This window comes from Arthrobacter sp. efr-133-TYG-118 (assembly GCF_030209755.1).
In the GTDB taxonomy this organism is placed as follows: domain Bacteria; phylum Actinomycetota; class Actinomycetes; order Actinomycetales; family Micrococcaceae; genus Arthrobacter.
This window is the reverse complement of sequence record NZ_JARVRH010000012.1, coordinates 120,472-143,419: the sequence shown is the minus strand read 5'-3', so window position 1 is coordinate 143,419 and position 22,948 is coordinate 120,472. Positions and strand designations below refer to the sequence as shown.

General features: G+C 64.1%; 20 protein-coding genes. 10 read left to right on the top strand and 10 right to left on the bottom strand.

What is annotated here, in order from left to right:
* Positions 1 to 63: 63 nt before the first annotated feature.
* From QRN59_RS11525 to QRN59_RS11500, 6 genes are all read left to right on the top strand, one after another.
* A complete protein-coding gene (locus tag QRN59_RS11525) occupies positions 64 to 1,557 on the top strand; it encodes a PucR family transcriptional regulator (protein WP_284982844.1) in 1,494 nt (497 codons plus the stop codon).
* Positions 1,558 to 1,848: 291 nt separating this feature from the next.
* On the top strand, positions 1,849 to 2,901 hold the full coding sequence (locus QRN59_RS11520; RefSeq protein ID WP_284982655.1) for an FUSC family protein: 1,053 nt from the start codon (positions 1,849 to 1,851) through the stop codon (positions 2,899 to 2,901).
* A gap of 157 nt (positions 2,902 to 3,058) precedes the next feature.
* On the top strand, positions 3,059 to 3,829 hold the full coding sequence (locus QRN59_RS11515; RefSeq protein WP_284982843.1) for a GAF and ANTAR domain-containing protein: 771 nt from the start codon (positions 3,059 to 3,061) through the stop codon (positions 3,827 to 3,829).
* Between the two features lie 106 nt (positions 3,830 to 3,935).
* The gene (locus tag QRN59_RS11510) at positions 3,936 to 4,538 is read left to right on the top strand and encodes a hypothetical protein (RefSeq protein WP_284982654.1); all 603 of its coding nucleotides are present in this window, start codon (positions 3,936 to 3,938) and stop codon (positions 4,536 to 4,538) included.
* 49 nt (positions 4,539 to 4,587) lie between these two features.
* Entirely contained in the window at positions 4,588 to 5,340 is a 753-nt protein-coding gene (locus QRN59_RS11505; protein ID WP_284982653.1) for an IclR family transcriptional regulator, read from the top strand.
* A 113-nt stretch (positions 5,341 to 5,453) separates the two neighbouring features.
* Complete coding sequence (locus tag QRN59_RS11500) at positions 5,454 to 6,641, top strand: 4-hydroxybenzoate 3-monooxygenase (RefSeq protein ID WP_284982652.1); 1,188 nt, start codon at positions 5,454 to 5,456, stop codon at positions 6,639 to 6,641.
* A gap of 118 nt (positions 6,642 to 6,759) precedes the next feature.
* On the opposite strand, the gene QRN59_RS11495 is transcribed toward QRN59_RS11500, so the two are convergent.
* From QRN59_RS11495 to QRN59_RS11485, 3 genes are read right to left on the bottom strand one after another with little or no spacing between them, the layout of a single operon-like run.
* Positions 6,760 to 7,692 (bottom strand): aldose 1-epimerase family protein, encoded by a 933-nt coding sequence (locus QRN59_RS11495; RefSeq protein ID WP_284982651.1) that lies wholly within the window; start codon positions 7,690 to 7,692, stop codon positions 6,760 to 6,762.
* Between the two features lie 31 nt (positions 7,693 to 7,723).
* Positions 7,724 to 8,983: an ROK family transcriptional regulator gene (locus QRN59_RS11490; RefSeq protein ID WP_284982650.1), complete on the bottom strand. Its 1,260-nt coding sequence runs from the start codon at positions 8,981 to 8,983 to the stop codon at positions 7,724 to 7,726.
* Between the two features lie 10 nt (positions 8,984 to 8,993).
* Positions 8,994 to 10,259, bottom strand: coding sequence for an FAD-binding protein (locus QRN59_RS11485; RefSeq protein WP_284982649.1), 1,266 nt, complete (start codon positions 10,257 to 10,259; stop codon positions 8,994 to 8,996).
* Between the two features lie 202 nt (positions 10,260 to 10,461).
* Between QRN59_RS11485 and xylA the strand changes: the two genes are divergently transcribed.
* From xylA to QRN59_RS11465, 4 genes are all read left to right on the top strand, one after another.
* Positions 10,462 to 11,652: a xylose isomerase gene (xylA, locus tag QRN59_RS11480; protein WP_269993773.1), complete on the top strand. Its 1,191-nt coding sequence runs from the start codon at positions 10,462 to 10,464 to the stop codon at positions 11,650 to 11,652.
* 4 nt (positions 11,653 to 11,656) lie between these two features.
* Positions 11,657 to 13,159, top strand: a complete 1,503-nt coding sequence (xylB, locus tag QRN59_RS11475; RefSeq protein ID WP_284982648.1) for a xylulokinase — start codon at positions 11,657 to 11,659, stop codon at positions 13,157 to 13,159.
* Complete coding sequence (locus QRN59_RS11470) at positions 13,134 to 14,219, top strand: Gfo/Idh/MocA family protein (RefSeq protein ID WP_350225233.1); 1,086 nt, start codon at positions 13,134 to 13,136, stop codon at positions 14,217 to 14,219. Before xylB ends, QRN59_RS11470 begins: the two co-directional genes overlap by 26 nt.
* A gap of 125 nt (positions 14,220 to 14,344) precedes the next feature.
* Positions 14,345 to 15,559, top strand: coding sequence for an ROK family transcriptional regulator (locus QRN59_RS11465; protein WP_284982647.1), 1,215 nt, complete (start codon positions 14,345 to 14,347; stop codon positions 15,557 to 15,559).
* Here the strand turns inward: QRN59_RS11465 and QRN59_RS11460 are convergent.
* The 7 genes from QRN59_RS11460 to QRN59_RS11430 are packed head-to-tail and all read right to left on the bottom strand — an operon-like array spanning position 15,541 to position 22,806.
* The gene (locus tag QRN59_RS11460; RefSeq protein WP_502871048.1) at positions 15,541 to 16,680 is read right to left on the bottom strand and encodes a Gfo/Idh/MocA family protein; all 1,140 of its coding nucleotides are present in this window, start codon (positions 16,678 to 16,680) and stop codon (positions 15,541 to 15,543) included. The two genes, QRN59_RS11465 and QRN59_RS11460, sit on opposite strands and share 19 nt — an antisense overlap.
* Positions 16,665 to 17,363 (bottom strand): ThuA domain-containing protein, encoded by a 699-nt coding sequence (locus QRN59_RS11455; protein ID WP_284982646.1) that lies wholly within the window; start codon positions 17,361 to 17,363, stop codon positions 16,665 to 16,667. Before QRN59_RS11455 ends, QRN59_RS11460 begins: the two co-directional genes overlap by 16 nt.
* A 49-nt stretch (positions 17,364 to 17,412) precedes the next feature.
* Positions 17,413 to 18,417: a sugar phosphate isomerase/epimerase family protein gene (locus QRN59_RS11450; protein ID WP_284982645.1), complete on the bottom strand. Its 1,005-nt coding sequence runs from the start codon at positions 18,415 to 18,417 to the stop codon at positions 17,413 to 17,415.
* A 12-nt stretch (positions 18,418 to 18,429) separates the two neighbouring features.
* Positions 18,430 to 19,623, bottom strand: coding sequence for a Gfo/Idh/MocA family protein (locus QRN59_RS11445; RefSeq protein WP_284982644.1), 1,194 nt, complete (start codon positions 19,621 to 19,623; stop codon positions 18,430 to 18,432).
* Between the two features lie 34 nt (positions 19,624 to 19,657).
* Positions 19,658 to 20,581 (bottom strand): carbohydrate ABC transporter permease, encoded by a 924-nt coding sequence (locus tag QRN59_RS11440; protein ID WP_284982643.1) that lies wholly within the window; start codon positions 20,579 to 20,581, stop codon positions 19,658 to 19,660.
* On the bottom strand, positions 20,581 to 21,483 hold the full coding sequence (locus QRN59_RS11435; RefSeq protein ID WP_059388769.1) for a carbohydrate ABC transporter permease: 903 nt from the start codon (positions 21,481 to 21,483) through the stop codon (positions 20,581 to 20,583). The genes QRN59_RS11440 and QRN59_RS11435 overlap by 1 nt, the downstream gene beginning before the upstream one ends.
* A gap of 3 nt (positions 21,484 to 21,486) precedes the next feature.
* Positions 21,487 to 22,806: an extracellular solute-binding protein gene (locus QRN59_RS11430; protein ID WP_284982642.1), complete on the bottom strand. Its 1,320-nt coding sequence runs from the start codon at positions 22,804 to 22,806 to the stop codon at positions 21,487 to 21,489.
* Between the last annotated feature and the right edge of the window lie 142 nt (positions 22,807 to 22,948).

Here is a 22,948-nt window from a genome sequence, read left to right as displayed (position 1 = left end):
CTTATACAAATGTCTAAGCACCGTGAAAACGGCAAGAAACCGACGATCTGGGAGCGCATTTTCATGGCGATTACAGTGGCTGAGCTCGTGGCGGAACCTCAGCTTGGACTCACCTTTCTGGCCGGGTCGGCAGGTAGGGACAACCGGATCACCTGGGCACACACTTCTGACCTGCCGAGGCTGTGGGAATGGGTCACCGGCGGCGAACTGATGATGACCAATGGCCTGTCCATCCCGGCCGACCCCCAAGGCCAAGTAGCGCTCGCCGAGGCGCTCGTCGATGCAGGTGCCAGTGCCCTTGCCATCGGGGAAAAGATGCATGCCCCGGAGCTGTTGCCGGAGTTCCTGGCGGCCTGTGAACAGTTGCCGCTGCCACTGATTAGCATTCCGTATCCATTGCCCTTCATCGCCATCGCGCGAACGGTGGCTGAAGCTTCCCTGCTGGAGGAATCGCGACGCCTGCGTCAGACCGCCCGGGTGTATGACTTGCTTCGTACGGCGGGAACAATTGAGGACCACTGGCACGGCCTTCTCCAAGGACTCTCGGCTGAGCTCAATGCGGATCTGTTCGTCGTGGACCGGCGCTGCCTCCATCCCTGGCATCCGGAGGGTGATCCGCTGCCGGACTTCCTGCAAACGGAATTGGCCCCCCTGACAGGGCATATACCCATGACCGGGAAGAAGTTCCAATGGCATCGGCTGCGGGACCGGCACGTGTTGATGATGGACATCCCTACCCACGCGAATGCGGTGCTGGTGGTGCTGCCGAAAAGCGATCCGCACCCTGACGCCGTCGTGCTTCTGCATGCGGCAACGGTGCTGGGGCTGGAACTCTCACGGTCGGCCCTGTCCCTGGAAGGCCGGCACCGTCTAGCAGGCGAATTCCTCCTGCAGGCGTTCGATGGACGTCTCGGGATCGCGGAGCTGGAGATCAGGCTCGCTGCTTTTGATGTCCCGGCGCGGAATTTGGTGGTGGTTTCGATAAGGCCCGACGACGGCGAGCGGCTGGCGAACATTCACGTCGAACTGTGGCGTCACGGCCTTCAGGCCGCTTGCCTGAGGCGTTTCAACACACTTCATGTGGCGATATCAGCAGCGGTGGCCGATGACGTTTTGATCCACTGCGCGGGGCCCGGGGTCCGGATTGGCATCAGCTCGCCTACGTCTGCCGGGGGCGTCCAACGTGCACTCCAGGAATCGCTGTGGGCGCTCGGTTCAGCGAAAGCCAATGCCGTAAACCTGTCCCGTTACGCCGAGGGGCCCTCGTGGCTGGGGCTTACGAGTTTCGAGGAGGGAACGGCGTTGGTTCAGCGGCTGCTCGGCCCGATCTTCACGTATGAACAGAGCCAGGAAGGCGATCTCATCGTGACTTTGAAGACCTACTTGGACACTCAGAGGTCGTGGCAAAAGACTGCCGCGGCGCTCTTCGCCCATCGCCAAACCATCATCTACCGCATCCGGAAAATCAGCGAGTTGACGGGGCTCGACATGACCGAAACGTCCACGTTGGCCCAGCTTTGGTTTGCGCTCCAGATTCATGAGGCCATGCACAAGTGAGCCCGCTGCCGATAGCAATTTCCGATATCGGATGTTGCCCCGACTCTGACGTCGACGACGCGCAAGACCCTCGCCGGTCCGCGCGGGGGCATCATCCTCTCCAACGACGCCGACATCGCCAAGGGGATCAACGTTCTCGAATGCTGACGCCCGGGTTTCTATTCAACGGAAGCTGATCGGACTGCCTGGAACCGCCCGACGTAAGCTCGTAGCGGATGCCAGTGCCGCCGTCGGGCAGTATTAGTTGAGCAGTACAGCACTCGAGAGAAGCAAGCGGAGGCAGGCAATCCATTGAACGCCCTGGCAGAGATGTTCAGGATCGGTCCGGGCAACAAGGACCATCACCCGGCTGTCCGCTGCGCGGTGGGCGTCTTCCTGCCACTGATCACCCTCGTGTTGTTCGGACGGCTGGACCTTGTGGTTTTCGCCAGCTTTGCTGCGTTCGCCAACATCTATGGCCGCAACGAGCCCCACAGCCACCGTTTTCGAAGCCAACTCCGGGCCGGTTCGCTGCTGCTGGGCATCATCCTGCTCGCCACCCTGACGGCCAGGGTTGGACAGGGCTCGGACGTGTACGTGTGGATCCTCACGCTTGGCACCACCTTGGTTGCTGCGCTTTGCTCCGTGGTGACTGCGCTATGGCGGCTTCGCCCGGCCGGTTCCCTCTTCCATATTTTCGCTTTCGCCGCGATCGCCTCCGTGCCTCAGCAGCCGCCGCTCTGGGAAGGGATGTTGGCCGCCGTTTTGACCGTTGTGTTGGCGTTGCTGATCGGAATGTCGGCACGGGTGGTCCCGAGCCACCGGACGCCCTGGAAGCGACCGCCGGCGGATCGGTTGTTGCCGCAGGAAATCCGGGCTGCCTGGCTGGAAGGCCTGGGCTACTTCGTGGCCGCCGGGCTGGCCGGAACGCTTGCTACATTGGCTGGGCAATGGCTCGGGTTCGGACACGGCTATTGGGCCATGGTGGCGGCAGTGGTTCCCTTGGTGGGGCGCAGTACCCGGCATCGGGTGCAACGGGGAATCCAGAGGATCGTTGGGACCCTGCTCGGTTTGCTGGTGTTGGCCGGAATCCTCTGGCTGGGCCCGGCGCCATGGCAGATGGTGTTGGTGATTGCCGCATGCCAGTTCGGGGCTGAGCTCTTCATTGCGCGCCAATATCTTGTGGCACAGATCTTCGTCACGCCGCTGGCGCTCATTTCCACTCTGCTGGTTGCCAACGTCCCGCCTGGGCTCTTGCTGCGTGACCGCATCGTCGAGACGGTGATCGGTGCCGCCGTCGGCGTTGCGGTGGTACTGGCACCCGCGGCATGGTCCCGGCTGCGGGCGGAGCGCGCGCGACGCTGACGCGGCGCTGGGGCAGGTTTCGGAGGCCTTGCCCGCTGCCTGGCACGTCCCGGTTTCCGCTAGGCGTATCCTATTGGGCCGCCGTGTGGGACGGTGTACGGAAGGGACTTATTATTTCCACATGCCCCCGTCAGCATGTTCACCTGGAGAACGCGCCATGCTCCCTGAAGATTCCGCCCCGACCACCAATGACCAAATCCAGAACCTGATCCTGGAAAGCGCCGATTTTGAGGAGTTCCTCAACGAATTGGCCCGGTTTTCTGCCCACCAAATGGCGGGCGACGGCGATGATGCGCTCTGTGGGATCACGCTGCTGCGCGAGCGGAAGGCACTCACGATTGGGTGGAGCAGTGATGTGGCCCGCGAAGTGGACGAGATCCAGTATTCCCTGGCCCAGGGACCATGCCTGACCGCCGCCAAGGAGGATCGGGAAGTCTACGTTCCGGATCTCCTGGAGGAGAACCGCTGGGGCCCCGACTACGCGACTGCCGTTGCATCGTACGGCCTGAGATCAGTCCTCTCCTTGCCTTTCAACCTTGAGGGCGAGGCCAAGGCGGCCCTCAATCTGTACTCCGATGCCCCATACAAGTTCAACGAAAGGGCCGCGGATCGGGCCCGGGGCTACACCCGCGAGGTATCTCAGGCCTTGCGACTTGCCGTCAGGTTCGCTGTTCATAAGGACAGCGCCAACAATCTCCGGGCGGCAATGGAGTCCCGCACGATTATCGACATTGCCGTGGGAGTTGTCATGGCACAGAGCCGCTGCAGCCAGGAGGACGCGGTCCGGATCCTGACGGAGGCCTCGAGTAACCGCAACGTGAAATTGCGCGATATCGCCAAGTCCGTGGTGGATTCCGTCGACCCAGCGGGCACCCTGACCCACTTCGAAGAGCCGGTCCAGGACCCGGGCCGCAGCCGGGCCGGGTGAGTGCGGCCGGCTGCGGGGCAACCAGCCGGGTGTACAACGAGGCTTCCAGAGGCTACGCTTTTTGAGGTTGAGCCGTCGGCCATAGACACCCCTTTTTGGAGTACCTATGGACCGCAGATTGCACGCTCTCGTAAAATTCGATGTCTCTACGGATGCAGTTGAGATAGACGTGCGCGGGAGCCTCAACGAGGATTCCCGCCCCGCCCTCGTTCACATCGTTCGCCGGATCCGGCGAATGGGCATCACGTCCCACATCAGGGTGGGGTTTTCCCGCGCGGCGCTTGTGGAATCGCAGGCCCTGGCGGGACTCCGTAACGACCTCAACTCAATCGACGGCGGCGGCACGGAAGTTGGACTAGCCACAGGCTCCGGAGTTTCGCTGGAATTCATGGATCGGCCTGCCGCCCTTCCCGTCGAGACCGCGGCGGGGTCGAAATTCGTCGAGATCACCGGCGAGTTCGCAGCCTCGATCGATGCCGGCGGATTCCAGCCGCTGGACAAGTACTCCGATGACGAACTTCTCGCCGCCAGCGATTTCGCCTTTGGGCTGCTGGACCAGCCCACCACCTATGCCGGCCCGGAGCTGCTTGCGCACTACGACGCGATTGGCATGGAAATCTCGCGGCGGAAAACCCAGGACCTCAAGGCGGATCCCCTTGAGAAGACCCTTACGGAAAGCGGGCCCGCCACTCCGGCCGAGCCCGTGTAAGCTGGAGCGGCCCATTCAATGGAATCCGTAGGAAGGTGGGAAGCGCTCCGTGGCCAACTCGTCATCCGGTGATTCCGTGGTGGACCGCATCGTCCGGATTATCGAATCCTTTCCCGAAGGCTCTACTTCCCTGCGGCTTTCCGAACTCGCTGAGACCGCCGGCTTGCCGCTCACAAGCGCCCATCGCCTGGTCCGGCAGCTCGCCGAACACGGACTCCTCGAACTCGGGGTTGGCGGAAATGTCCGCCTGGGCCTGCGGTTGTGGGAACTCGTCAACCGGAATTCACCCACCCTGGCCCTCCGGCAAGCGGCGCTGCCGTTCATGGAGGACATCCAGCAGGTCCTGAACCAGAACGTGAACCTAGCCGTGCTCGACGGCTGGGAGGCGTTGTTCGTGGAGCGGCTGTCAGGCCGCGGATCCGTGGCCAACCGCGCCCGCGTTGCCGGCCGCATGCCGGTTCACATCTCCTCGGCCGGGTTGGCGTTGATGGCTAGCCAACCACGGGAACTGCAGGCCGAGTACCTCAAACAGTTCAGCGACCCCGCGGGAAAGGTGACGGCCGACGTCGTCCGTCGCCTTTTGGCCGAAACTGTCCAGCAAGGGTACGCGCAGCTCGCCGGTGTGGTGGATCCGGATACATGGGGCATCGCGGTTCCGGTCACGGACGGCAAGCGGCGTACGGTAGCTGCGCTCGGCGTCGTGGTCCCCCTCGCTGAAATGCGCCTGCAGGCGTTGGTGCCCGCCCTGCAGACGGCGGCCCGCGGAATCGCTCGCCAGCTCGGGGAGCAGCGGAACGCCTAAGGTTTTCCTTTGAACGGAATTCGTCTAACGCCGATCATGCGGTGCGGGTCACACTGGTCAGCAGACCCTCCGCAGCCGCTCAGGCGCGGTTCCGCAATGAAGCGAGGCACACCATGGCACGTAAGATCATCACCACCCAAGTGGCCATCATGGGCGCAGGCCCGGCCGGCCTCATGCTTTCCCACCTGCTGGCGAAGTCGGGGATCGAATCCACCGTCGTCGAGGTCCGCAGCCATCAACAGATCGCCGAAACTGTCCGCGCGGGCATCCTGGAACACGGCTCCGTGAACCTGCTCGTGGAAAGCGGCGTTTCCGACCGCGTGCTGCGCGACGGCGACCGGCATGACGGGATCGAACTCCGCTTCAACGGCGAAAGCCATCGGATCGACTTCAAAGAGCTTGTGGGGGAATCGGTGTGGCTCTACCCGCAGACGGACGTGTTCCTCGACCTCGCCGCACGGCGCAAGGACGACGGCGGCGACGTCCGGTACAGCGTCACGGACACCACCATCCACGACATCGAAGGCAAGCCGAAAGTCTGGTTCACCGACGCCGAAGGCCAGGAATTCGAGATCCAGGCGGACTTCCTGGTGGGCGCCGACGGTTCCCGCAGCCACTGCCGCTTCCAAAGCCCCGAGGCCAACCGCAAGTGGTACTTCCACGAATACCCCTTCGCCTGGTTCGGCATCCTCGCCCAGGCCCCGCGGAGTTCAGATGAACTGATCTACGCCAATTCCGAGAACGGCTTCGCCCTGATCAGCCAACGCACGGAGAAGGTGCAGCGCATGTACTTCCAGTGCGACCCCAAGGAAAACGTGGCCGACTGGGACGACGAGCGCATCTGGTCCGAATTCCGCAAACGCGTCAACGGAAACGGCTTTGAGCTCAAGGAGGGGCCGGTCCTCGAGAAGATGGTCCTGCCGTTCCGCAGCTTCGTCCACACACCCATGCGCCACGGGAACTTGTTCCTGGCTGGCGACGCCGCCCACACCGTCCCGCCGACGGGTGCCAAGGGCCTCAATTTGGCCCTTCACGATGTCAAGATGCTCTTCGAAGGCCTCGAATCCTTCTACTCGAACGGTTCCAGCGGCCTGCTCGAGTCCTACAGCGACCGTGCCTTGGAACGCGTCTGGAAGGCCCAGCACTTCTCCTACTGGATGACCTCCATGCTGCACACCGTTCCGGGCTCGGACGACTTCGGCCGGGCCCGCCAGCTCGGCGAGCTCCACTCCGTGGTCTCTTCCCGGCACGCCCGGGCATACTTGGCTGAGTCGTACACGGGATGGCCGACGGGGAAGTAGGCCCGCCGCGGGCGGCCTGGCGACACGGATATTCGGTGACGACACACTGAATGCCTGGCGCGGCGTATATCCGGGTGTCGTCAGGCCTCTCCTGTGTCACCGAGCAGTTTGCGCGTCGTCAGATGCTGCTCGACCCCGTCAGGTGCCGGATGCCCCAACTGGCTTCCCAGACCTCGCCGGGTTCCAGCCAGCGCAGGCCTTTCCCACTGTTGAAGGCATCGGCGGGCGCCGTCATCGGTTCAACCGCGACGGCGGTCACCATGCCGCCGGCGCTGGCGAACTCCTTGGTGGTGAAGGCTTGGACATAGCCGAAGGAGGCATCCATGAACAGCTGCACTTGGCTGCCATCGGGGGCCTCCAGGTAGTGCAGCGAGCTTCCGTCGTCCTCGCGCCGGACATCGCCCCAAGCGTCGTCGAGGTCCACGGCGCCCACCAGTTGGCCGGTGCGGAAATCGTTCCCGGTTCCGTCAACGTCTGTGGTGATTCCACTCGGGTTCAGTCGCTCGTCAACTTCGATGTGGGTATCGGCGTTGATGTAGAGCGTGAGTTCTTCCGTCGGCACGCTGCCCAGTTTGAGGAAGGGATGCGCACCGAGCGCGACGGGCGCGGACCGGGGTCCGGTATTTTCCAGGCGGTGCGTGACAAATAGCCCGTCCTCCACGAGCTGATAGCGGACCGACGTCGACAGCTCGAAGGGGTATCCCGGCTGTGGCAAGACACCGGAGTCGAGCGTGATGCTGTCGGCGGTGTGGGCGCTCACACCGTAGGGAGTGTGAGTCAGCAATCCGTGCAAGGCATTCCCGTTGGCCGGTTCGGTGATGTCCAGTTGCTGGGCGACGCCGTCGTAGCTCCACCTACCTCCGGCCACCCGGTTCGGCCACGGGACCAGGACCCAGCCCGCGCACCACGGCGGTTGGGCGTCGGCAGGGTAGTCCTGGATGAGGGCGACGCCGTCGACGTCGAGCTCCCGCAAGCTCGCGGCGACTTCCGTCAGCACAACGCGCTGGTGGCGGCCGCCGATGCTGGCCGTGAGTTCAAAGTGTTCGCCCATCGGCGATGGTGCACGGTGGCGCGGTTCCCGATTAAGGGAGGGTTCCTGATTGAGCGAGGGCGCCTGATTCAGCATGGTCGGCCTGACTAAGAGTAGGGATAGGGAAAGCGCCGGCGGGGTCCGCAAGGAACTGCGTGAAGGCCAGTTCCGCGGCTCCGATCATCATGAGATCCGAGCCGAGGGCGGCCCGGTAGATCTTCACCTGGCCTGCGGGTCCGTCCAATGCCTGGGATCGGAGCAGGCTGTCCAGCGTCCCCGGAGACAGGGCGTGCAAGACGCCGAGGAAGCCGTCCAGGACGATCGCTTCCGGGTTGAAAGTGTTCACGGCATTCCGCAAGGCGATGCCAAGATATTCGAGCTGGCGCGCCACTTCGGCGCCCACTGCTTCGCTGCTGTTCGCCCGCAGCGCTTGTTCGAGTTGGCCTGCATCGCCGCCACCCAGCCCGGCGAGTTCGAAAAGCGGTGACTGGGAGACTTCGGTTTCAAGGCAGCCCGTGGCCCCGCAGTGGCAAGGTTTGCCGGACGAGCGGACAAACGTGTGTCCAAGTTCCCCGGCATAGCCGGATGTTCCGCGAAGCAATGCCCCGTCAGCGATGATCCCGCCGCCGATGCCGCTGGCTCCACCGTTGAGGTAGATCAGGTTCTTCTGTCCCGCGCCGGCGCCGAACAGGAGCTCGCCCTCCGCGCCCAGCGATGCGTCGTTGGCCGCGTGGCAGGGGTAGCCGGTAGCCTCGCCGAGCATTCGGGCGACGGGTTCATCGCGCCAGCCCAGATGCGGGGCGTGCCGGACTACGCCGTCGTCGCGGTTGACGAGGCCGGGCACTGCGATGCCAACGCCCATGACCCGGTAGGAAGTGTCCAGCTCGGACCGCATTCCGGCGATCACTGCGGCCGCGATGTTCACGGCCTCTTTGGCCGTCGGGATCCGCTCGGTGTCGAATCGGATCTTCTTCTGGACCTTCCCCCCAAGGCCGACAAGGCCGATGGTGACGGCATCGATCTCGGGGTTGACCGCTAGGGCGGCGATGGAGGGCCGCGGACGGACGATCGGGCTGGGCCTGCCCACCTGGGCTTCACCGGAAGGCGCCGTCTCGTAGACCACTTCCAAGTTCACAAGTTGCCCTATCAGCGTCCCTACCGTGGACCGGTTCAGGCCAGTCCGCTTGGTCAGCTGGGCGCGGCTGAGACCACCGTTGTGATGGACAAGGGAGGTCAGCAGCGCCAGGTTGTTTCGCCGCGACGGATCGGGCTCGCTGACGGTGACGGGATTCGGGGCGGGGGAGGGCATCATCGCGACAATATCAGCTCCCAAACACCGTGCGGTCCAGGAAGTCGTTGCGGAACTTTCCGGAAGGATCCAGGCGCTCGGCCAGGGCGATGAAGTCGCCGAAGCGTGGGTACAAAGGCGCGACGGCGGCAGCACCGGCGTCGAACAGCTTGCCCCAGTGCGGCCTCGCCGCGTACGGAGCCAGTTCCGCCTCAAGCAGCGGCAGGATGGCTTCGACCGCCGGTTGGTCCTGGCGCCAGGTGAAGTGCAAACCGATGCCGTCTCGGCCGTAGTTGGCACTCAGCCAGAGCTGGTCGGCAGCCACCGTACGGATTTCGCCAATCAGCAGCAGCGGAGTCACGACGTCGGAGAGCCTGCGCATGGTGCGGAGGGCGTCCACGGCGTGTTCGCGGGGGATGAGGTACTCGCTCTGCAGCTCGTCGCCCTGGCTAGGAGTGAATTCCATCCTGAAATGCGCCAGCCGGTCGGACCACGGCCCGGCAATGCCGAGCTGTTGCGTGCAGTTACTCCCTGACACTCCGGGAAGGGGGTGCCGGGCTTCCGTTGCCGGGGTGCCGCCGAAGAATTCCGGCGTTTCCGGCGCGGGATCGCCGCTGCGCCTCTTGAGCCACGCCTGGCCCACAGTCTCTCCGCTCCAGTCGGTGAAGAGGCTGACGCTATAGGCAGAGGAGGTTATCCGGTCGAAGTTTTCCAGGACGAGATCCCAGTCGAGGTTTTCGAAGACGCTCTGGGCGACGTCGAAGCTTGGCTGGATGTCCAGGGTCAGTTTGGTGACGATGCCGAGTGCGCCGAGTCCCACCACCATGCCGTCGAAATCCTCGTCGCCGCGGCGCACGCTGAGAATACTGCCGTCCGCGGTGACCAATTCAAGGCCCGCGACGGCGGTGGCCAGGTTGCCGTTGGCGTCCCCGGAGCCGTGCGTGGCGGTGGCGACAGCTCCTGCCACCGAAATGTGGGGGAGCGATGCGAGGTTGTGAAGGGCGAAGCCCTGGCGCTGGAGCTCCGCTGCGAGCGTCCCGTAACGCGTGCCACCGCTCACCGTAACGGTCATGTTCGCCGCATCTACGCTGATGCCCGGATCCAAGCGGTCCAGCACCACGAGTGTGCCGGCCGTGTCCGCGATGGAGTTGAAGGAATGGCGGGACCCGAGCGCGCGGATCTTCTTGGCGCCTGCCACGAGTCCTTGGAGCTCCTCCACGCTGGCGGGATGGGCGAGCTGCGGTGCCTGGTAGCTGTAGTTTCCTGCCCAGTTGCGTTCCGCCACCAGCTGATCAGTCACGGTTGAATCCTTCGTTTGGGAGCCTTGGGGCCTTATTTGATGTTCACAACAACATAACCGGTGGATGGCTCCACGGCTAGATCTATTGAGAACCTTTCGTTGGTTGGACAAAAAATCTCGGCGCTTCCGCGTGGTTGACATCACAGAAATTCGTAATATGTTGGATAGCGAAACAAATCCATCAAACTACCCGGAGCACTCAATGACGATTCAGCCCACCCGTGAAGACAAGTTCTCGTTCGGCCTTTGGACCGTCGGATGGGAGGCACAAGACCAATTCGGTTCGGCCACCCGCCCGCCGCTGGACACCGTGGAAGCCGTCAACCGGCTCAGCGACCTTGGCGCCTACGGCATCACTTTCCACGACAACGACCTTTTCCCCTTCGGTTGCTCAGCCGCCGATCGCCAGCGCGAAATCGACCGCCTGCAAGGGGCCCTCAAGGCCACGGGGATGATCGTTCCCATGGTCACCACCAACCTGTTCAGCCACCCCGTCTTCAAGGACGGCGGTTTCACGAGCAACGACCGCGGCGTCCGCCGCTTCGCCCTGCGCAAGGTGCTGGACAACATCGATCTCGCCGCTGAACTCGGCGCCGAAACCTTCGTCATGTGGGGCGGCCGCGAAGGCAGCGAATACGACGCCGCGAAGGACATCCGCGGCGCACTGGAGCGCTACCGCGAGGCCGTGAACCTGCTGGGCGACTACGTCACGGACAAGGGCTACAACATCCGCTTCGCCATCGAACCGAAGCCGAACGAACCCCGCGGCGACATCCTGCTGCCCACCCTGGGCCACGCCCTGGCCTTCATCGAAACGCTCGAGCGCCCGGAGCTCGTGGGAATCAACCCCGAAACAGGCCACGAGCAGATGGCCGGACTGAACTTCACGCACGGCATCGCCCAGGCCCTGTATCAGGGCAAGCTCTTCCACATCGACCTCAACGGCCAGCGCAGCATCAAGTTCGACCAGGACCTGGTATTCGGCCACGGCGACCTGCAGAACGCCTTCTCCCTGGTGGACCTGCTCGAAAACGGCGGTCCCGACGGCGGCCCCTCCTACCAGGGCCCGCGCCACTTCGACTACAAGCCCAGCCGCACAGAGGACATCGACGGCGTGTGGGACTCGGCAGCCGCGAACATGCAGACCTATCTGCTGCTCAAGGAGCGCGCCAAGGCATTCCGCGCCGACCCCGAAGTCCAGGAAGCCCTCCAGGCGTCCCGCGTGGCAGAAATCAACGAACCCACCCTGAACCCGGGCGAAGGCTACGAGCAGTTGCGTGCGGACAAGTCCGCCTACGAGGACTTCGACGCCGATGCCTACTTCGGCGGTAAGGGCTTCGGATTCGTGAAGCTCCAGCAGCTCTTCATCGAGCACCTCCTCGGAGCGCGCTGACCTCATGACACTGGTTGCCGGGGTTGATTCCTCTACTCAAAGCTGCAAAGTGGTGGTCCTGGACGCGGAAAGCGGTGCCCTCGTCCGCGAAGGCCGGGCGGGCCACCCGGAGGGAACGGAAGTTCATCCGGACGAGTGGTGGCGGGCTCTGTCTGAAGCGTTCGACGACGCCGGCGGCCTCGCCGACGTCAGCGCGCTATCCGTAGGAGGCCAGCAGCACGGCATGGTGCTGCTGGACCGCGACGGCAATGTGGTGCGGCCGGCATTGCTCTGGAACGATACGCGCTCGGCCGGAGCCGCCGAGGACCTCACGGCAGAAGTAGGGGCGGAGGACTTCGCCCGGCGGACCGGGCTGGTGCCAGTGGCTTCGTTCACGATCACGAAGATCCGCTGGATCAGGGACCACGAACCCGAAAACTTGGCGAGGGTGGCCGCCGTCGCGCTCCCCCACGACTGGCTAACGTGGCGTCTTCGCGGTTACGGACCGGTCGGCTCCAGTCCGCTGGGGCCGGACCTCGACGAGCTGACCACTGACCGTTCGGATGCCAGCGGCACCGGCTATTGGAGCCCGCTGACCGGACGCTACGATCTGGACCTGTTCAAACTGGCATTTGGCCAGGACGCCCGGGAAGCCTCAGGCGGTACAGCGCCGCCCGCGCCCGGCGTCGTCGTTCTTCCCCGTGTGCTGGGCCCCGGCGAAACCGCAGGGCGCGTGCATCCGGAGTGTTTCGGTGGCACCGGCGCTAGCGAGGCGTTGGGTGGCGGAATCCTGCTCGGTGTCGGGGCGGGAGACAATGCCGCCGCCGCGCTTGGGCTCGGAGCCAAACCCGGCGACGTCGTGGTGTCCGTGGGTACAAGCGGCACCGTGTTCGCCGTCGACTCCTCACCCGGACATGATGCGAGCGGAACCGTGGCTGGGTTCGCGGACGCAAGCGGGGAGTACCTGCCGATCGCCGTGACGCTGAACGCCGCCCGTGTGCTCAGTTCGGTTGCCGCAGTGCTCGACGTCGACTTCGACGAGCTTTCCCGCCTCGCCCTCGAGGCCGAACCTGGTGCGGGAGGTGTGGTGCTGGTGCCGTACTTTGAAGGGGAACGGACACCCAACCTGCCTCATGCGAAGGCCAGTTTCCACGGTCTCAGCATCGCCTCCACCACCCGGCCGAATATCGCCCGGGCGGCCATCGAAGGCATGCTGTGCGGACTCGCTGGAGGCCTGGATGCCCTGCGTGACCAGGGCGGCCGTGCGGAACGGTTGCTCCTGATTGGCGGTGCCGTACAGAACCCTGCTGTCCAACGGATCGCGGCCCAGGTGTTCGACCTGCCGGTGGTGGTTCCGAGCCCCGGTGAATACGTGGCCCGTGGCGCTGCGGTGCAGGCGGCATGGGCGCTGGCGGGGCACCGCCCGGACTGGCCTGTGGCCGTGGATGCTGCGCCCGAGCCGGACTTCCATGCCTCCATCGGCCAGAACTACAGGAAGGCCAGTGCCTGCATTGATACCGGCAACTGAACCGTTGCTCGTCAGGACACCGCTTCTGGATTCCCTGAGTCGGGATCCGGTGCCTGCATCAGGCAGTCCCGTCCGGTGGGGAGTCATTTCCACCGGACGGATCGCCTCCACCGTCGTCAGCGACCTTGCTCTCCTGCCCGACGCCGTTCTGCAGTCCGTCAGTTCCCGGACCCGGGAAAATGCGGAGGCGTTTGCCGCCGAGCACGGCTTCCAGAGCGCCTACGGTGACGATGGCGGGCTTCCGGGTTACCGGCGTCTGCTCCAGGATCCCGCGGTGGACGTTGTTTACGTGGCAACGCCGCACACGAGCCATTACCCGGTGGTGAAGGCGGCCCTCGAAGCCGGGAAGCACGTGTTGTGCGAGAAACCGTTGACCATCAACGCCCGTGAAGCAGAAGATCTGGTCAGCTTGGCCCGGGAGAAGAGCCTTTTCCTGATGGAAGCCGTATGGACCCGCTTCCTTCCCAGTGTGCAACGGGCGGCGGAAATCATCGCATCCGGGGAACTCGGCGAGATCCGGTGGCTGCAGGCTGACCTCGGATTTCCGGCGCCGTATCATCCCGAGTCCCGGTTGTGGAGGCGTGACGACGGAGGAGGCGCCCTGATGGACGTTGGGGTGTATCCCCTGACCTGGGCGCTGATCAGCCTCGGGCACCCCCAGTCGATCACGGCTACGGCTCATCTCACCGATGGCGGAGTGGATTCCGAGACTGCACTGACGCTGTCCTATTCCTCCGGTGCACAGGTCCAGGCCATGACGTCGTTGACTTCGGCAACCCCACAAACGGCCACCGTATGCGGCACGATGGGCATGCTGCGCTGCAACGCACCGCTGTTCAATCCGAGCGAGCTGACCATTATTTCCAGCTCCGGCGAGCAACGGGTGGAGAAATTCACCCCGGTCGGCCGTGGCTACACATATCAGTTGCGCGAAGTAATCCGTTGCCTGCAGCAGGGCCTTCTCGAGAGCCCCACCATGCCATTGGCGGATACCCTGACCGCCATGTCCCTGCTGGATACGGCGCGTGCCCAAGTGGGAATCAGCTACCCGGCGGACTAGGGGCGGGAGCCCTCGGCGGCGCAGGATCGTCGCCAGGCCGCACGGCACGGTCCAAATGGCCCGGAACCGCGGATCCCTGATTGATGATGTAAGTCACGCAGTCAAGACAGGATCTCGGAGGAAACATGCCCGCCACGCCGTCGCCGGGGAGAGTGGGCGATGTCCGCAGGCAGAACCTGGCTCTCGTTCTCGCCGGGATCCAGAGGAACGGTGGGGCCACGCGCGCCCAGCTTGCCGCGGAAAGCGGTCTGACGAAGGCTTCCGTTTCGAGCCTCGTCACCGACTTGATCGAATCCGGCCTGGTGCGGGAAAGAAGTGTCACCCGCGACGGCGAACGCGGACGGCCGGGAACCGGCCTTGTCCTCAATCCGGCGCGCGGTGCCTTGGCCGTGGAAATCAATGTGGACTACCTCGCGGTGGGAGTCCTGGATTTCACAGGGGAACTGACCTTCCACGAAACCGTTGAGCGGCATAACCGCGGAAGCCGGCCCTCCGACATCCTGCCCCTCCTCGTCGCCATGGCGCAGCGGGCAGCAACAGAGGCGTCGGGCGTCGGCGTCGAACTTCTTGGCGGGGAATTGACCGTGCCTGGGTTGGTGGATACGGATCGAAATGTGGTGCTGGCTGCACCAAACCTGGGCTGGGCCGACGTCGGGCTCTCCGATGAGTTGCCCAAGCTCCTACCCGAAGCCCCCTTCGGAGTGACCCTCTCGAACGAGGCCAATAGCGCAGCGCTCGCGGAACTCTGGTTTGGCCACGGTGCAGATCACGGCGCCAGCGACCGGTTCCGGGACTTCCTGTACATTTCCGGTGAAGTGGGCGTTGGTGGCGGGCTGATCATCGATTCCCAGCTGTTCTCCGGCCCGCAAGGCCATGCCGGTGAGATCGGGCATGTGGTGGTGCATCCCGACGGCCCGCTGTGCGCGTGCGGTGGCCACGGTTGCCTTGAGTCGTTCGCAGGCCAAGAAGCCATATATTCCGCAGCAGGAATAGACCAGGGCTCCACCTCCCGGCAGATGGACCAGCTGCTGCGCCGAATTGCCGACGGCGATGGGCGCGCCGTGTCAGCGGTGGAACAGGCCGGACACTACCTCGGAATCGCGGTTGCCTCGACCGCGCGGGTGGCGAACATTTCCGCCGTCGTGCTCGGCGGTCACTTCGCCGCACTGGAGGAATGGATCGCTCCCGCGCTGCGCCGGAGCTTGGACCACCACGCACCGGGACTGATCCCGGAAGGAAACCTGCTCTTCTCCGGACTGGGACAGACGGGGGCCCTCAGGGGCGCCGCGGCAACCTCAGTCCGGAGAATTTTGAACCAGGCCTACGAGCTGATTGCCTGAACCTCCGCGAGCGGGGCAGCCAAGGCTGTCAGCTCCACGAGTTCCGGCCGCGCAACCGTGCTTTCGATCGACACCGCCGAGCCGCTGCGGGCAGATGCCAGCACCGATTCCATGACCTCCAGCGCGTGGAACGCCAGTTGGCCGCCCGCCCGCGGTTCGGCCCCGGCCGGGGTTGCCGCGAGGTCGGCAATGCCGAAGCCCCGGCCTGAATCGATGTAGCCGGCCGAGACCGGAAGCGTCTGCCAGGAGTCGGCACCGAGCGTGAAAAGCTCAACGTCGCCGTCGAAGTGGTTCGGGTCAGGAACCACCAGGGACCCGGCCGCACCGTGGATCTCGATGTTGGCCGACTTGGTTTTCACCGCATCAAAGCTCATCACAAGCGTGGACAGGGCGCCGGAGGCATGGACCAGGACCCCCGTCACGTGCGAATCGATGCTCACCGGAATCACCTCGCCCTCGCGCGGACCCGAACCGATGGTGCGCGAGTCCCGTGTGTGGCTTGCGGCTCCGATGACCGAGACCACCGGACCCAGCAGCGTGACCAAGGCGCTGACGTAGTAGGGGCCCATGTCCAGTAGGGGCCCGCCGCCGGGCTGGTAGTAGAAATCAGGATTGGGATGCCAGCGCTCGTGACCTGGAGTCACCATAGTTGCCGTGGCCGAGATCGGCGTGCCGATCAGGCCGTCGTCGATCGCCTTGCGGGCGGTCTGGATCCCGGTGCCGAGCACCGTATCCGGCGCGCAGCCGACCACGACGCCGGCCTCCCGCGCCGCGTCGAGCACTTGCCGTGCCTCGGCGGTTGTCGCAGCGAGGGGCTTCTCCCCATACACGCTCTTGCCTGCGGCGATCGCCTTCAACGCGATCGGCGCATGCGCGGCCGGAATGGTGAGGTTCAGGACGAGCTCGACGTCGTCCGCCGCCAGGAGCTCGTCGACCGTGACGGCGCGGACGCCGTCGTAAGAGTCCGCAACTGCTTTCGCGCGCGCGGGATCGAGGTCGGCGACGGCCACCAGGTCAATGGCGTCCAGCCGTCGGAAGTTTGTGAGGTACTGGGCGATGATGGCGCCGCAGCCGATGATTCCTACTCTTATTTGCTGTCCGATGTCTAGCGGGTTGCCCACAGCATGCCCCTTTCGATGATCGTGCGGACGTTGCTGTCCTGGAGGATTTCCACTCGGTGTCCGGGGGTGCACACGAAGATCCGCCCCTTCCCCCACTGCCTGGTCCAGATGGCGGGGGAGGTGACCTCCCGGTTCCACTGGTCCCAGTCCCTGACTTTCTGGGTGGTGGTGGCGAGGACGTCGATGTAGTCGTCCGAGAGCACCCAGTACTGCTCGGTGACCAGTTCGAAGTCGCTTAGCCCTTGAGTGATGGGATGGCTCGCGGCGGCCGGGAGCATGTTCACCGTGTACGGCACGTAGTTGTCTGACTGTTCGCCGATGTGTTCGTCCGGATGTTTGCCGGGGTGGCAGGCGAACTGGCCGCCGATCATGTGCAGGTAGTCCGAGTTGTTCCGGTAGGAATCAGCGATGCCGCCGTGCCAGCCGGCAAGCCCGGCGCCGTTTTCGACGGCGGTGCGGAGCCCCTCGAATTCGTCCTTCTCAATGGTGGACATGGTCACGCATTGCACGATCAAGTCCACCCCGGACATATATGCCGAATCGGCATATACCTTGGGCGATTCCTCTACACGGACGTCAAAGCCGTTGTCCTTGAGGAACGGGATAAAGAGTTCTGTGGCCTCGAATGGCTGATGGCCATCCCAGCCGCCACGGACCACCAGGGCGGTCTTCTTATCAGTCATGGTTTCCTTTGCTTAGAAATACGGCCGGACAGCCGAAAATAGGAGGTAGTCAGCGGCTTGAGAAGGCGGCGTCGAAAGCGGCGATCGGCGGGGCGATGGCGGCGAGTTCCCGGACCATGGCCAGGGATTGCGGCGCTCCCACGAGTCGGTCCATGCCCGCGTCTTCCCACTCGACGCTGGTGGGTCCTTTGTAGCCGATGGCATTGAGGGTGCGGAAGATCGGCTCCCACTTCACGTCCCCATGTCCTGCGGTGACGAAGTCCCAGCCCCGGTGCGGATCCGCCCATGGCAGGTGGGATCCGAGCCGGCCATTGCGGCCATTGAGCTGGCGGATGGATTCCTTGACGTGCACATGGAAGATCTTCGGCGCGAAATCCTGCAGGAACATCACAGGGTCCAGATCCTGCCAGATGAAGTGGGACGGATCGAAGTTCAGCCCGAAGCTCTCCCTGTGGCCGACGGCTTCCAGGGCACGCTTTGCGGTCCAGTAGTCATAGGCGATCTCGGAGGGGTGGACTTCCAAGGCGAAGCGGACTCCCACCTCGTCGAACACGTCGAGGATCGGGTTCCAGCGGTCCGCGAAATCCTGGTAGCCACGCTCGATCATCGACTCCGAGGCAGGCGGGAACATGGCCACGGCCTTCCAGATGGAGGAGCCCGTGAATCCCGTGACGGTCTCGACGCCAAGGCGTGCCGCGGCCCGTGCCGTCACCTTCATGGCCTCCGCAGCGCGTTGACGCACCCCTTCGGGATCACCATTGCCCCAGACGTCATCGGACAGGATGTCCCGGTGGCGCTCATCGATGGGGTCGTCACACACCGCTTGCCCCGTGAGGTGGTTGGCGATCGCGAAGACCTTAAGGCCGTTCTTCTCGAGGATGTCGAGGCGTTCCTGGACGTAGCCGTCGTCGACGGAAGCACGGTAGGGGTCCAGGTGGTCGCCCCAGCAGGCGATTTCCAGCCCGTCGAAGCCCCACTCGCCCGCGAGCCGGGCGACCTCTTCGAAGGGAAGATCGGCCCACTGGCCGGTGAATAGTGTGATGGGTCTTTTCATCGGGGTTCCCTCCTAGACTTTCTGCCAGCGGCTGGACTCTGCGGCGCTGCCTTCCACGGCGGCCAGCACCTTTTGCACTTGCAAAGCGTCAGCGAACGACGGCGCCGGCTGCTCGCCTGCGCCGATCGCGGTCACGAGGTCCACCACTTGGTGCGTGAAGCCGTGTTCGTATCCGAGGCCATGGCCGGTGGGCCACCAGTTGCCGGCGTAGGGGTGCTCGGGTTCGGTGACGAAGATCCGGCGGAACCCGGCGTCGGGCGATTCGGCGGCGTCGTAGAAGGACAGGACGTTCATTTCTTCGAAGTCGAACGCGAGGGATGCCTTCGTCCCGTTGACTTCCAGTCGCATGGCGTTCTTCCGTCCCAGCGCGAAACGCGTCGCCTCGAAGACCCCGACGGCGCCCGCTGACGTAGCGCCGCCGTCGAACCTTGCCGTGAAAATGGCGGCGTCATCGACGGTGACCGTGCCACGCGGCGCATCCGCGCCGACGTCGCCGTGTCCGCCGAGGCCCACGAGATCGCCGGCCAACGGCCGCTCGTGGACGAAAGTTTCCAGGAGCGCGGAAACGCCCGTGATCTGCTGCCCGGTGACCCACTGCGCTGCGTCGATGCTGTGCGCTCCGATGTCGCCCAAGGAGCCGGACCCGGACTTGGACTTGTCCAGTCGCCAAGTCATGGGCGCGTTTTCGTCGCTGAGCCAATCCTGCAGGTACTGCGCCCGCACGTGCCGGATGTTTCCCAGGCGGCCCTCTTCGACCATCCGCTTGGCGAGGGCCAACGCGGGGGTGCGGCGGTAGCTGAACCCGCACATCGAGAACACGCCACGTTCGGCCGCGGCCTGCGCGGCTTCGGTCATGCGCTCTGCCTCCGCCACTGAATTGGCCAGCGGCTTCTCGCACAGCACGTGTTTTCCGGCTTCGAGGGCCGCGATCGCGATCTCGGCGTGCGTGTTACCCGGAGTGCAGATGTCGATGAGGTCGATGTCGTCCCGCTCGAGGAGCCGGCGCCAATCAGTCTCCACCGATCCCCAGCCGAGCTTGCCCGCGGCGGCCCGGACGCCGTCGTCGTTCCGGCCGCAAAGCGCGGTGAGCTGGGGGTCCAGCGGGAGATCGAAGAACCTCGGCGCTGTCCGCCAGGCGTGCGAGTGGGCGGCACCCATGAACGCGTAGCCGACCATGCCGACGCGCAAGGGCTTTGAGGTGGTCATTGTGTTCCTTTCGTGAATTTCAAAAGAGCGTTGGCTATTTGCTGAATCCGGCGGTCAGCCCGCTGAGCAGTTGGCGGCGGGCCACCACATAGATGACCAGCAGCGGCAAGGTGGCGAGCACCACGGAAGCCAGTACGGCGGGGATGTTCACGCTGAATTCGCCTTGGAAGGTCCACAAGGACAGCGGAAGAACGCGGGTGGACGGGCTCTGGGTCAGGATCAGCGGGAAGAGGAAGCCGTTCCAGACGCCGAGCGCGTTGTAGATGCCCACGGTCACGACGGTGGGCCGCGTCATGGGCAGCGCGAGCCGCCACATCATGGCCCAGTCCGAGCAGCCGTCGAGCCGCATGGACTCGAACAACTCGTTGGGAACATCGCGCATGAAGTTGCTCAGGATGAGGACGGAAATGGGAATGGCGAACGCGATCGAGGGGAGGATCAACGCCAACAAAGTGTCATAGAGATGGGCCTTGGTGATCATCCAATAGATGGGGATGATCGTGGCGTGCAAGGGAATCGCGAGACCAAGGAGGAACGTGTTGTTCGTCCACGTCAGGAAGCGGCCCTTGCCCCGGACGATCGCGTAGGCGGCCATGAACGAGACCAAGAGTGCCGGCACGACGCTGCCCACAGTGACGATCAGGCTGTTGGCGAAGTACATCGCGAAGTCGTTGTCCAGGACCAGCTTGTAGTTGTCCAGCGTCGGTTCGGTGGGCGGCATCATCGGGTTCGAGGTGAAGAACCCGGCTTGGTTCTTCAGGCTGGTCACTACGACGTAGTAGATGGGAACGATGATGATCGCCAGCCAAAGCCAGCCGCCCAGGCCACCCAGGTAGTTGGGACGGAGCCGGCCGGGGCCCTTGGTCCGTTTTGCTTGAGGGCCATGCTTGTGGCCTTGCTTGTTGCTTAGCGCGGCGCGCCTTGCCGGCGGTGCGGGAATCTGGGTTGTGGAAGCCATCAGGCACCTTCCAATTGGCTTGCGTTGCGGTTCTTGCCACCGAGTCTTTGCAGGAGGAGGGCCAAGGCAAGGCCGATCACCACGAGGATGACGCCCAGGGCGCTCGCCGCTCCCATGTCGTTGGCCTTGAAGCCGGTCAGGTACATGTGCAGCGGTAGCAGCCTGGTGGAGTAGCCGGGGCCACCCCCGGTGAGGACGAAGACGAGGTCGAAGTAAGCCAGTGAGCCGACCACCATGAGGGTGGAGGACGTGATGATGGTGTACTTCAACTGGGGCAAGGTGATGGCGAAGAACTGCTGGACGCGCCCGGCGCCGTCGATTTGGGCCGCTTCATACAGCGACGCCGGGATCTGGCGTACGCCGCCTTGATAGATGAGCGTGTGGAACGGGACAAACTGCCAGGCGATGACGAAGACGACGACGAACAGCACCAGATCCGAGTTGCCGAGCCAGTCCTGGGCGAGGAATGGAAGGCCCAGGCCCGGTCCGAGGCCGAAGTTCGGGTCCAAGAGGGCCTTGTAGGCGATGGCAACGGCCGCGGAGGACAGCAGCAGCGGCACGAAGTAGAGGACGGCGAGGGCCGCACGGTATTTCTGGGATGCGGACGTGAAGACCCCGAGGAGCAAGCTGATGGGAGCCTGGACGATGAACGAGAAGAACATGATCTTGGCGGTGACCCACAGGGCATTGCCGGTGACGGGATCAGTCAGGACCGTGGTCCAGCTCGACAAGCCGTCCAGCTTGATTTCGCCCAGCCCGTCCCATTTGGTGAAGCTGAGGAAGAGCACGCCGAAGAGCGGGATGATGGCGAAGAGGAGGAAGAAGACGAGGGCTGGTGCGGCCAGCCACCCCGACGGGCCCTTTTCAAGGACCCGCCGGGAAGAACCGGTTGAGGTAGACACTGGTTACTTTCCGATCGTTGCGTTCATGGTTGAGACGAACTGATCGGGGCTGATCTTCTTCAGGAAGATCTGGTCCAGGTTCGCCAACATGGCGTCCCCCTGGGCGGGGCTGAGGGCCTGGTCCCAAGAGAGGGTGAAGCTGGGGGCGTTCTTGGCCATGCCGTACACATAGCTCAGGAAGTCCTTGTCCGGTGATGCGGCCAGCTTGCTTTCGATGCCCGTCGTCACGGGAACGGCGCCGGAGTCGATCAAGGCTTGCGTGTCAGCGTCGGTGAACATTCCGCTCTTGACGTAGTCGAGTGCTGCCTTCTTCTGGCTGTCAGTGGCCTTGGAAGAGATCGACCAGAAGTTGGACGGGTTGCCCACGACGTTGGCCGGATCGCCCTTGCCGCCGGAAACACTGGGGAAGGTGACGTAGCCCAGCTTGCCGTTTTTGACGAAGTCCGCGGCGTCCTTCTTCATGCTCTGGTAGATCCAGCCGCCCTGCAGGATCATGGCGGCCTTGCCGGTGTAGAGGAGCGCCTGGTCCGCGTTGCTGTCGGCGGCGATGGAGGAGAAGCCGTTGGCGAATCCGCCGGCGTCCACCAGTTCCTGGATCTTGCTCAGGGCTTCCTTGACGGCGGGATCGGACCAGGCGCCGGGCTTGTTGGCGGCGATGTTCGCGAAGACGTCGGGTCCTCCGATGCGCTCCACCAGATATTCGAGCCACATCAAGTCAGGCCATTTGGACTGGCCGCCCAGGGAAAAGGGAGCGATGCCTGCTGCCTTGAACTTCGGCACCAGGGCCATCAGTTCATCCCAGGTCTTGGGGGCCTGCGCGCCGATCTTATCGAAGACTTCCTTGTTGTAGTACAGAACGACGGGCTGCACGTTGTTGTTGGGCAGGGCATACGTCTTGCCGTCGATCACGCCGTTCTTGAGCACGGACGGCAGGTAGCGGTTCTTGACATCGGGGTTTGACGCGACGAAGTCCGACAGATCGGCCACTTGGCCGGCGTCGACATAGGACTTCAGGACGCCGCCGCCCCAACCGTAAATGAAGGTGGGCCCCTGGCCGGCGCCGACGGCGGTGCGCACCTTGGTCTTGTACGCGTCGTTCGCGAAGAAGTCGAGCTTGACGGCCTCGTCCGGGTGAGCCTTGTTCCATGCGTCGATGGACTTCTGGAGCACGGGCTGGTTACCGCCCGTAAGGCCCCACATGGTGGCCGAATCGGCGTTTCCTGCCGAACTTGCCGGTCCACTTGATCCGCAAGCTGCGAGGGAGATCGATACGGCCGCAGCAGTGACGGCTATCGCTGCTGAACGCAACGTGAGTTTTACCATTTGCAATTCCATTCGTCCTCCGGGCTCGACGCTGATTGCCCGGCTATTGGTTTCGGGAGTCCGGCCTTCGGGGAGCGAGGCTGCACTGCCGCTGAATATGCTTGATCCGAATCTTCGAAATATTTCGAGAAGATTTTCGGTC

Bases quoted from the DNA above. Each gene is read 5' to 3' on its own strand.
- QRN59_RS11440 (WP_284982643.1), bottom strand. From the start codon at position 20,581: ATGGCTTCCACAACCCAGATTCCCGCACCGCCGGCAAGGCGCGCCGCG.
- QRN59_RS11455 (WP_284982646.1), bottom strand. From the start codon at position 17,363: ATGACTGATAAGAAGACCGCCCTGGTGGTCCGTGGCGGCTGGGATGGC.
- xylA (WP_269993773.1), top strand. From the start codon at position 10,462: ATGACGATTCAGCCCACCCGTGAAGACAAGTTCTCGTTCGGCCTTTGG.
- QRN59_RS11515 (WP_284982843.1), top strand. From the start codon at position 3,059: ATGCTCCCTGAAGATTCCGCCCCGACCACCAATGACCAAATCCAGAAC.
- QRN59_RS11510 (WP_284982654.1), top strand. From the start codon at position 3,936: ATGGACCGCAGATTGCACGCTCTCGTAAAATTCGATGTCTCTACGGAT.
- QRN59_RS11430 (WP_284982642.1), bottom strand. From the start codon at position 22,806: ATGGTAAAACTCACGTTGCGTTCAGCAGCGATAGCCGTCACTGCTGCG.
- QRN59_RS11445 (WP_284982644.1), bottom strand. From the start codon at position 19,623: ATGACCACCTCAAAGCCCTTGCGCGTCGGCATGGTCGGCTACGCGTTC.
- xylB (WP_284982648.1), top strand. From the start codon at position 11,657: ATGACACTGGTTGCCGGGGTTGATTCCTCTACTCAAAGCTGCAAAGTG.
- QRN59_RS11490 (WP_284982650.1), bottom strand. From the start codon at position 8,983: ATGATGCCCTCCCCCGCCCCGAATCCCGTCACCGTCAGCGAGCCCGAT.
- QRN59_RS11465 (WP_284982647.1), top strand. From the start codon at position 14,345: ATGCCCGCCACGCCGTCGCCGGGGAGAGTGGGCGATGTCCGCAGGCAG.
- QRN59_RS11500 (WP_284982652.1), top strand. From the start codon at position 5,454: ATGGCACGTAAGATCATCACCACCCAAGTGGCCATCATGGGCGCAGGC.
- QRN59_RS11495 (WP_284982651.1), bottom strand. From the start codon at position 7,692: ATGGGCGAACACTTTGAACTCACGGCCAGCATCGGCGGCCGCCACCAG.
- QRN59_RS11450 (WP_284982645.1), bottom strand. From the start codon at position 18,417: ATGAAAAGACCCATCACACTATTCACCGGCCAGTGGGCCGATCTTCCC.
- QRN59_RS11525 (WP_284982844.1), top strand. From the start codon at position 64: ATGGCGATTACAGTGGCTGAGCTCGTGGCGGAACCTCAGCTTGGACTC.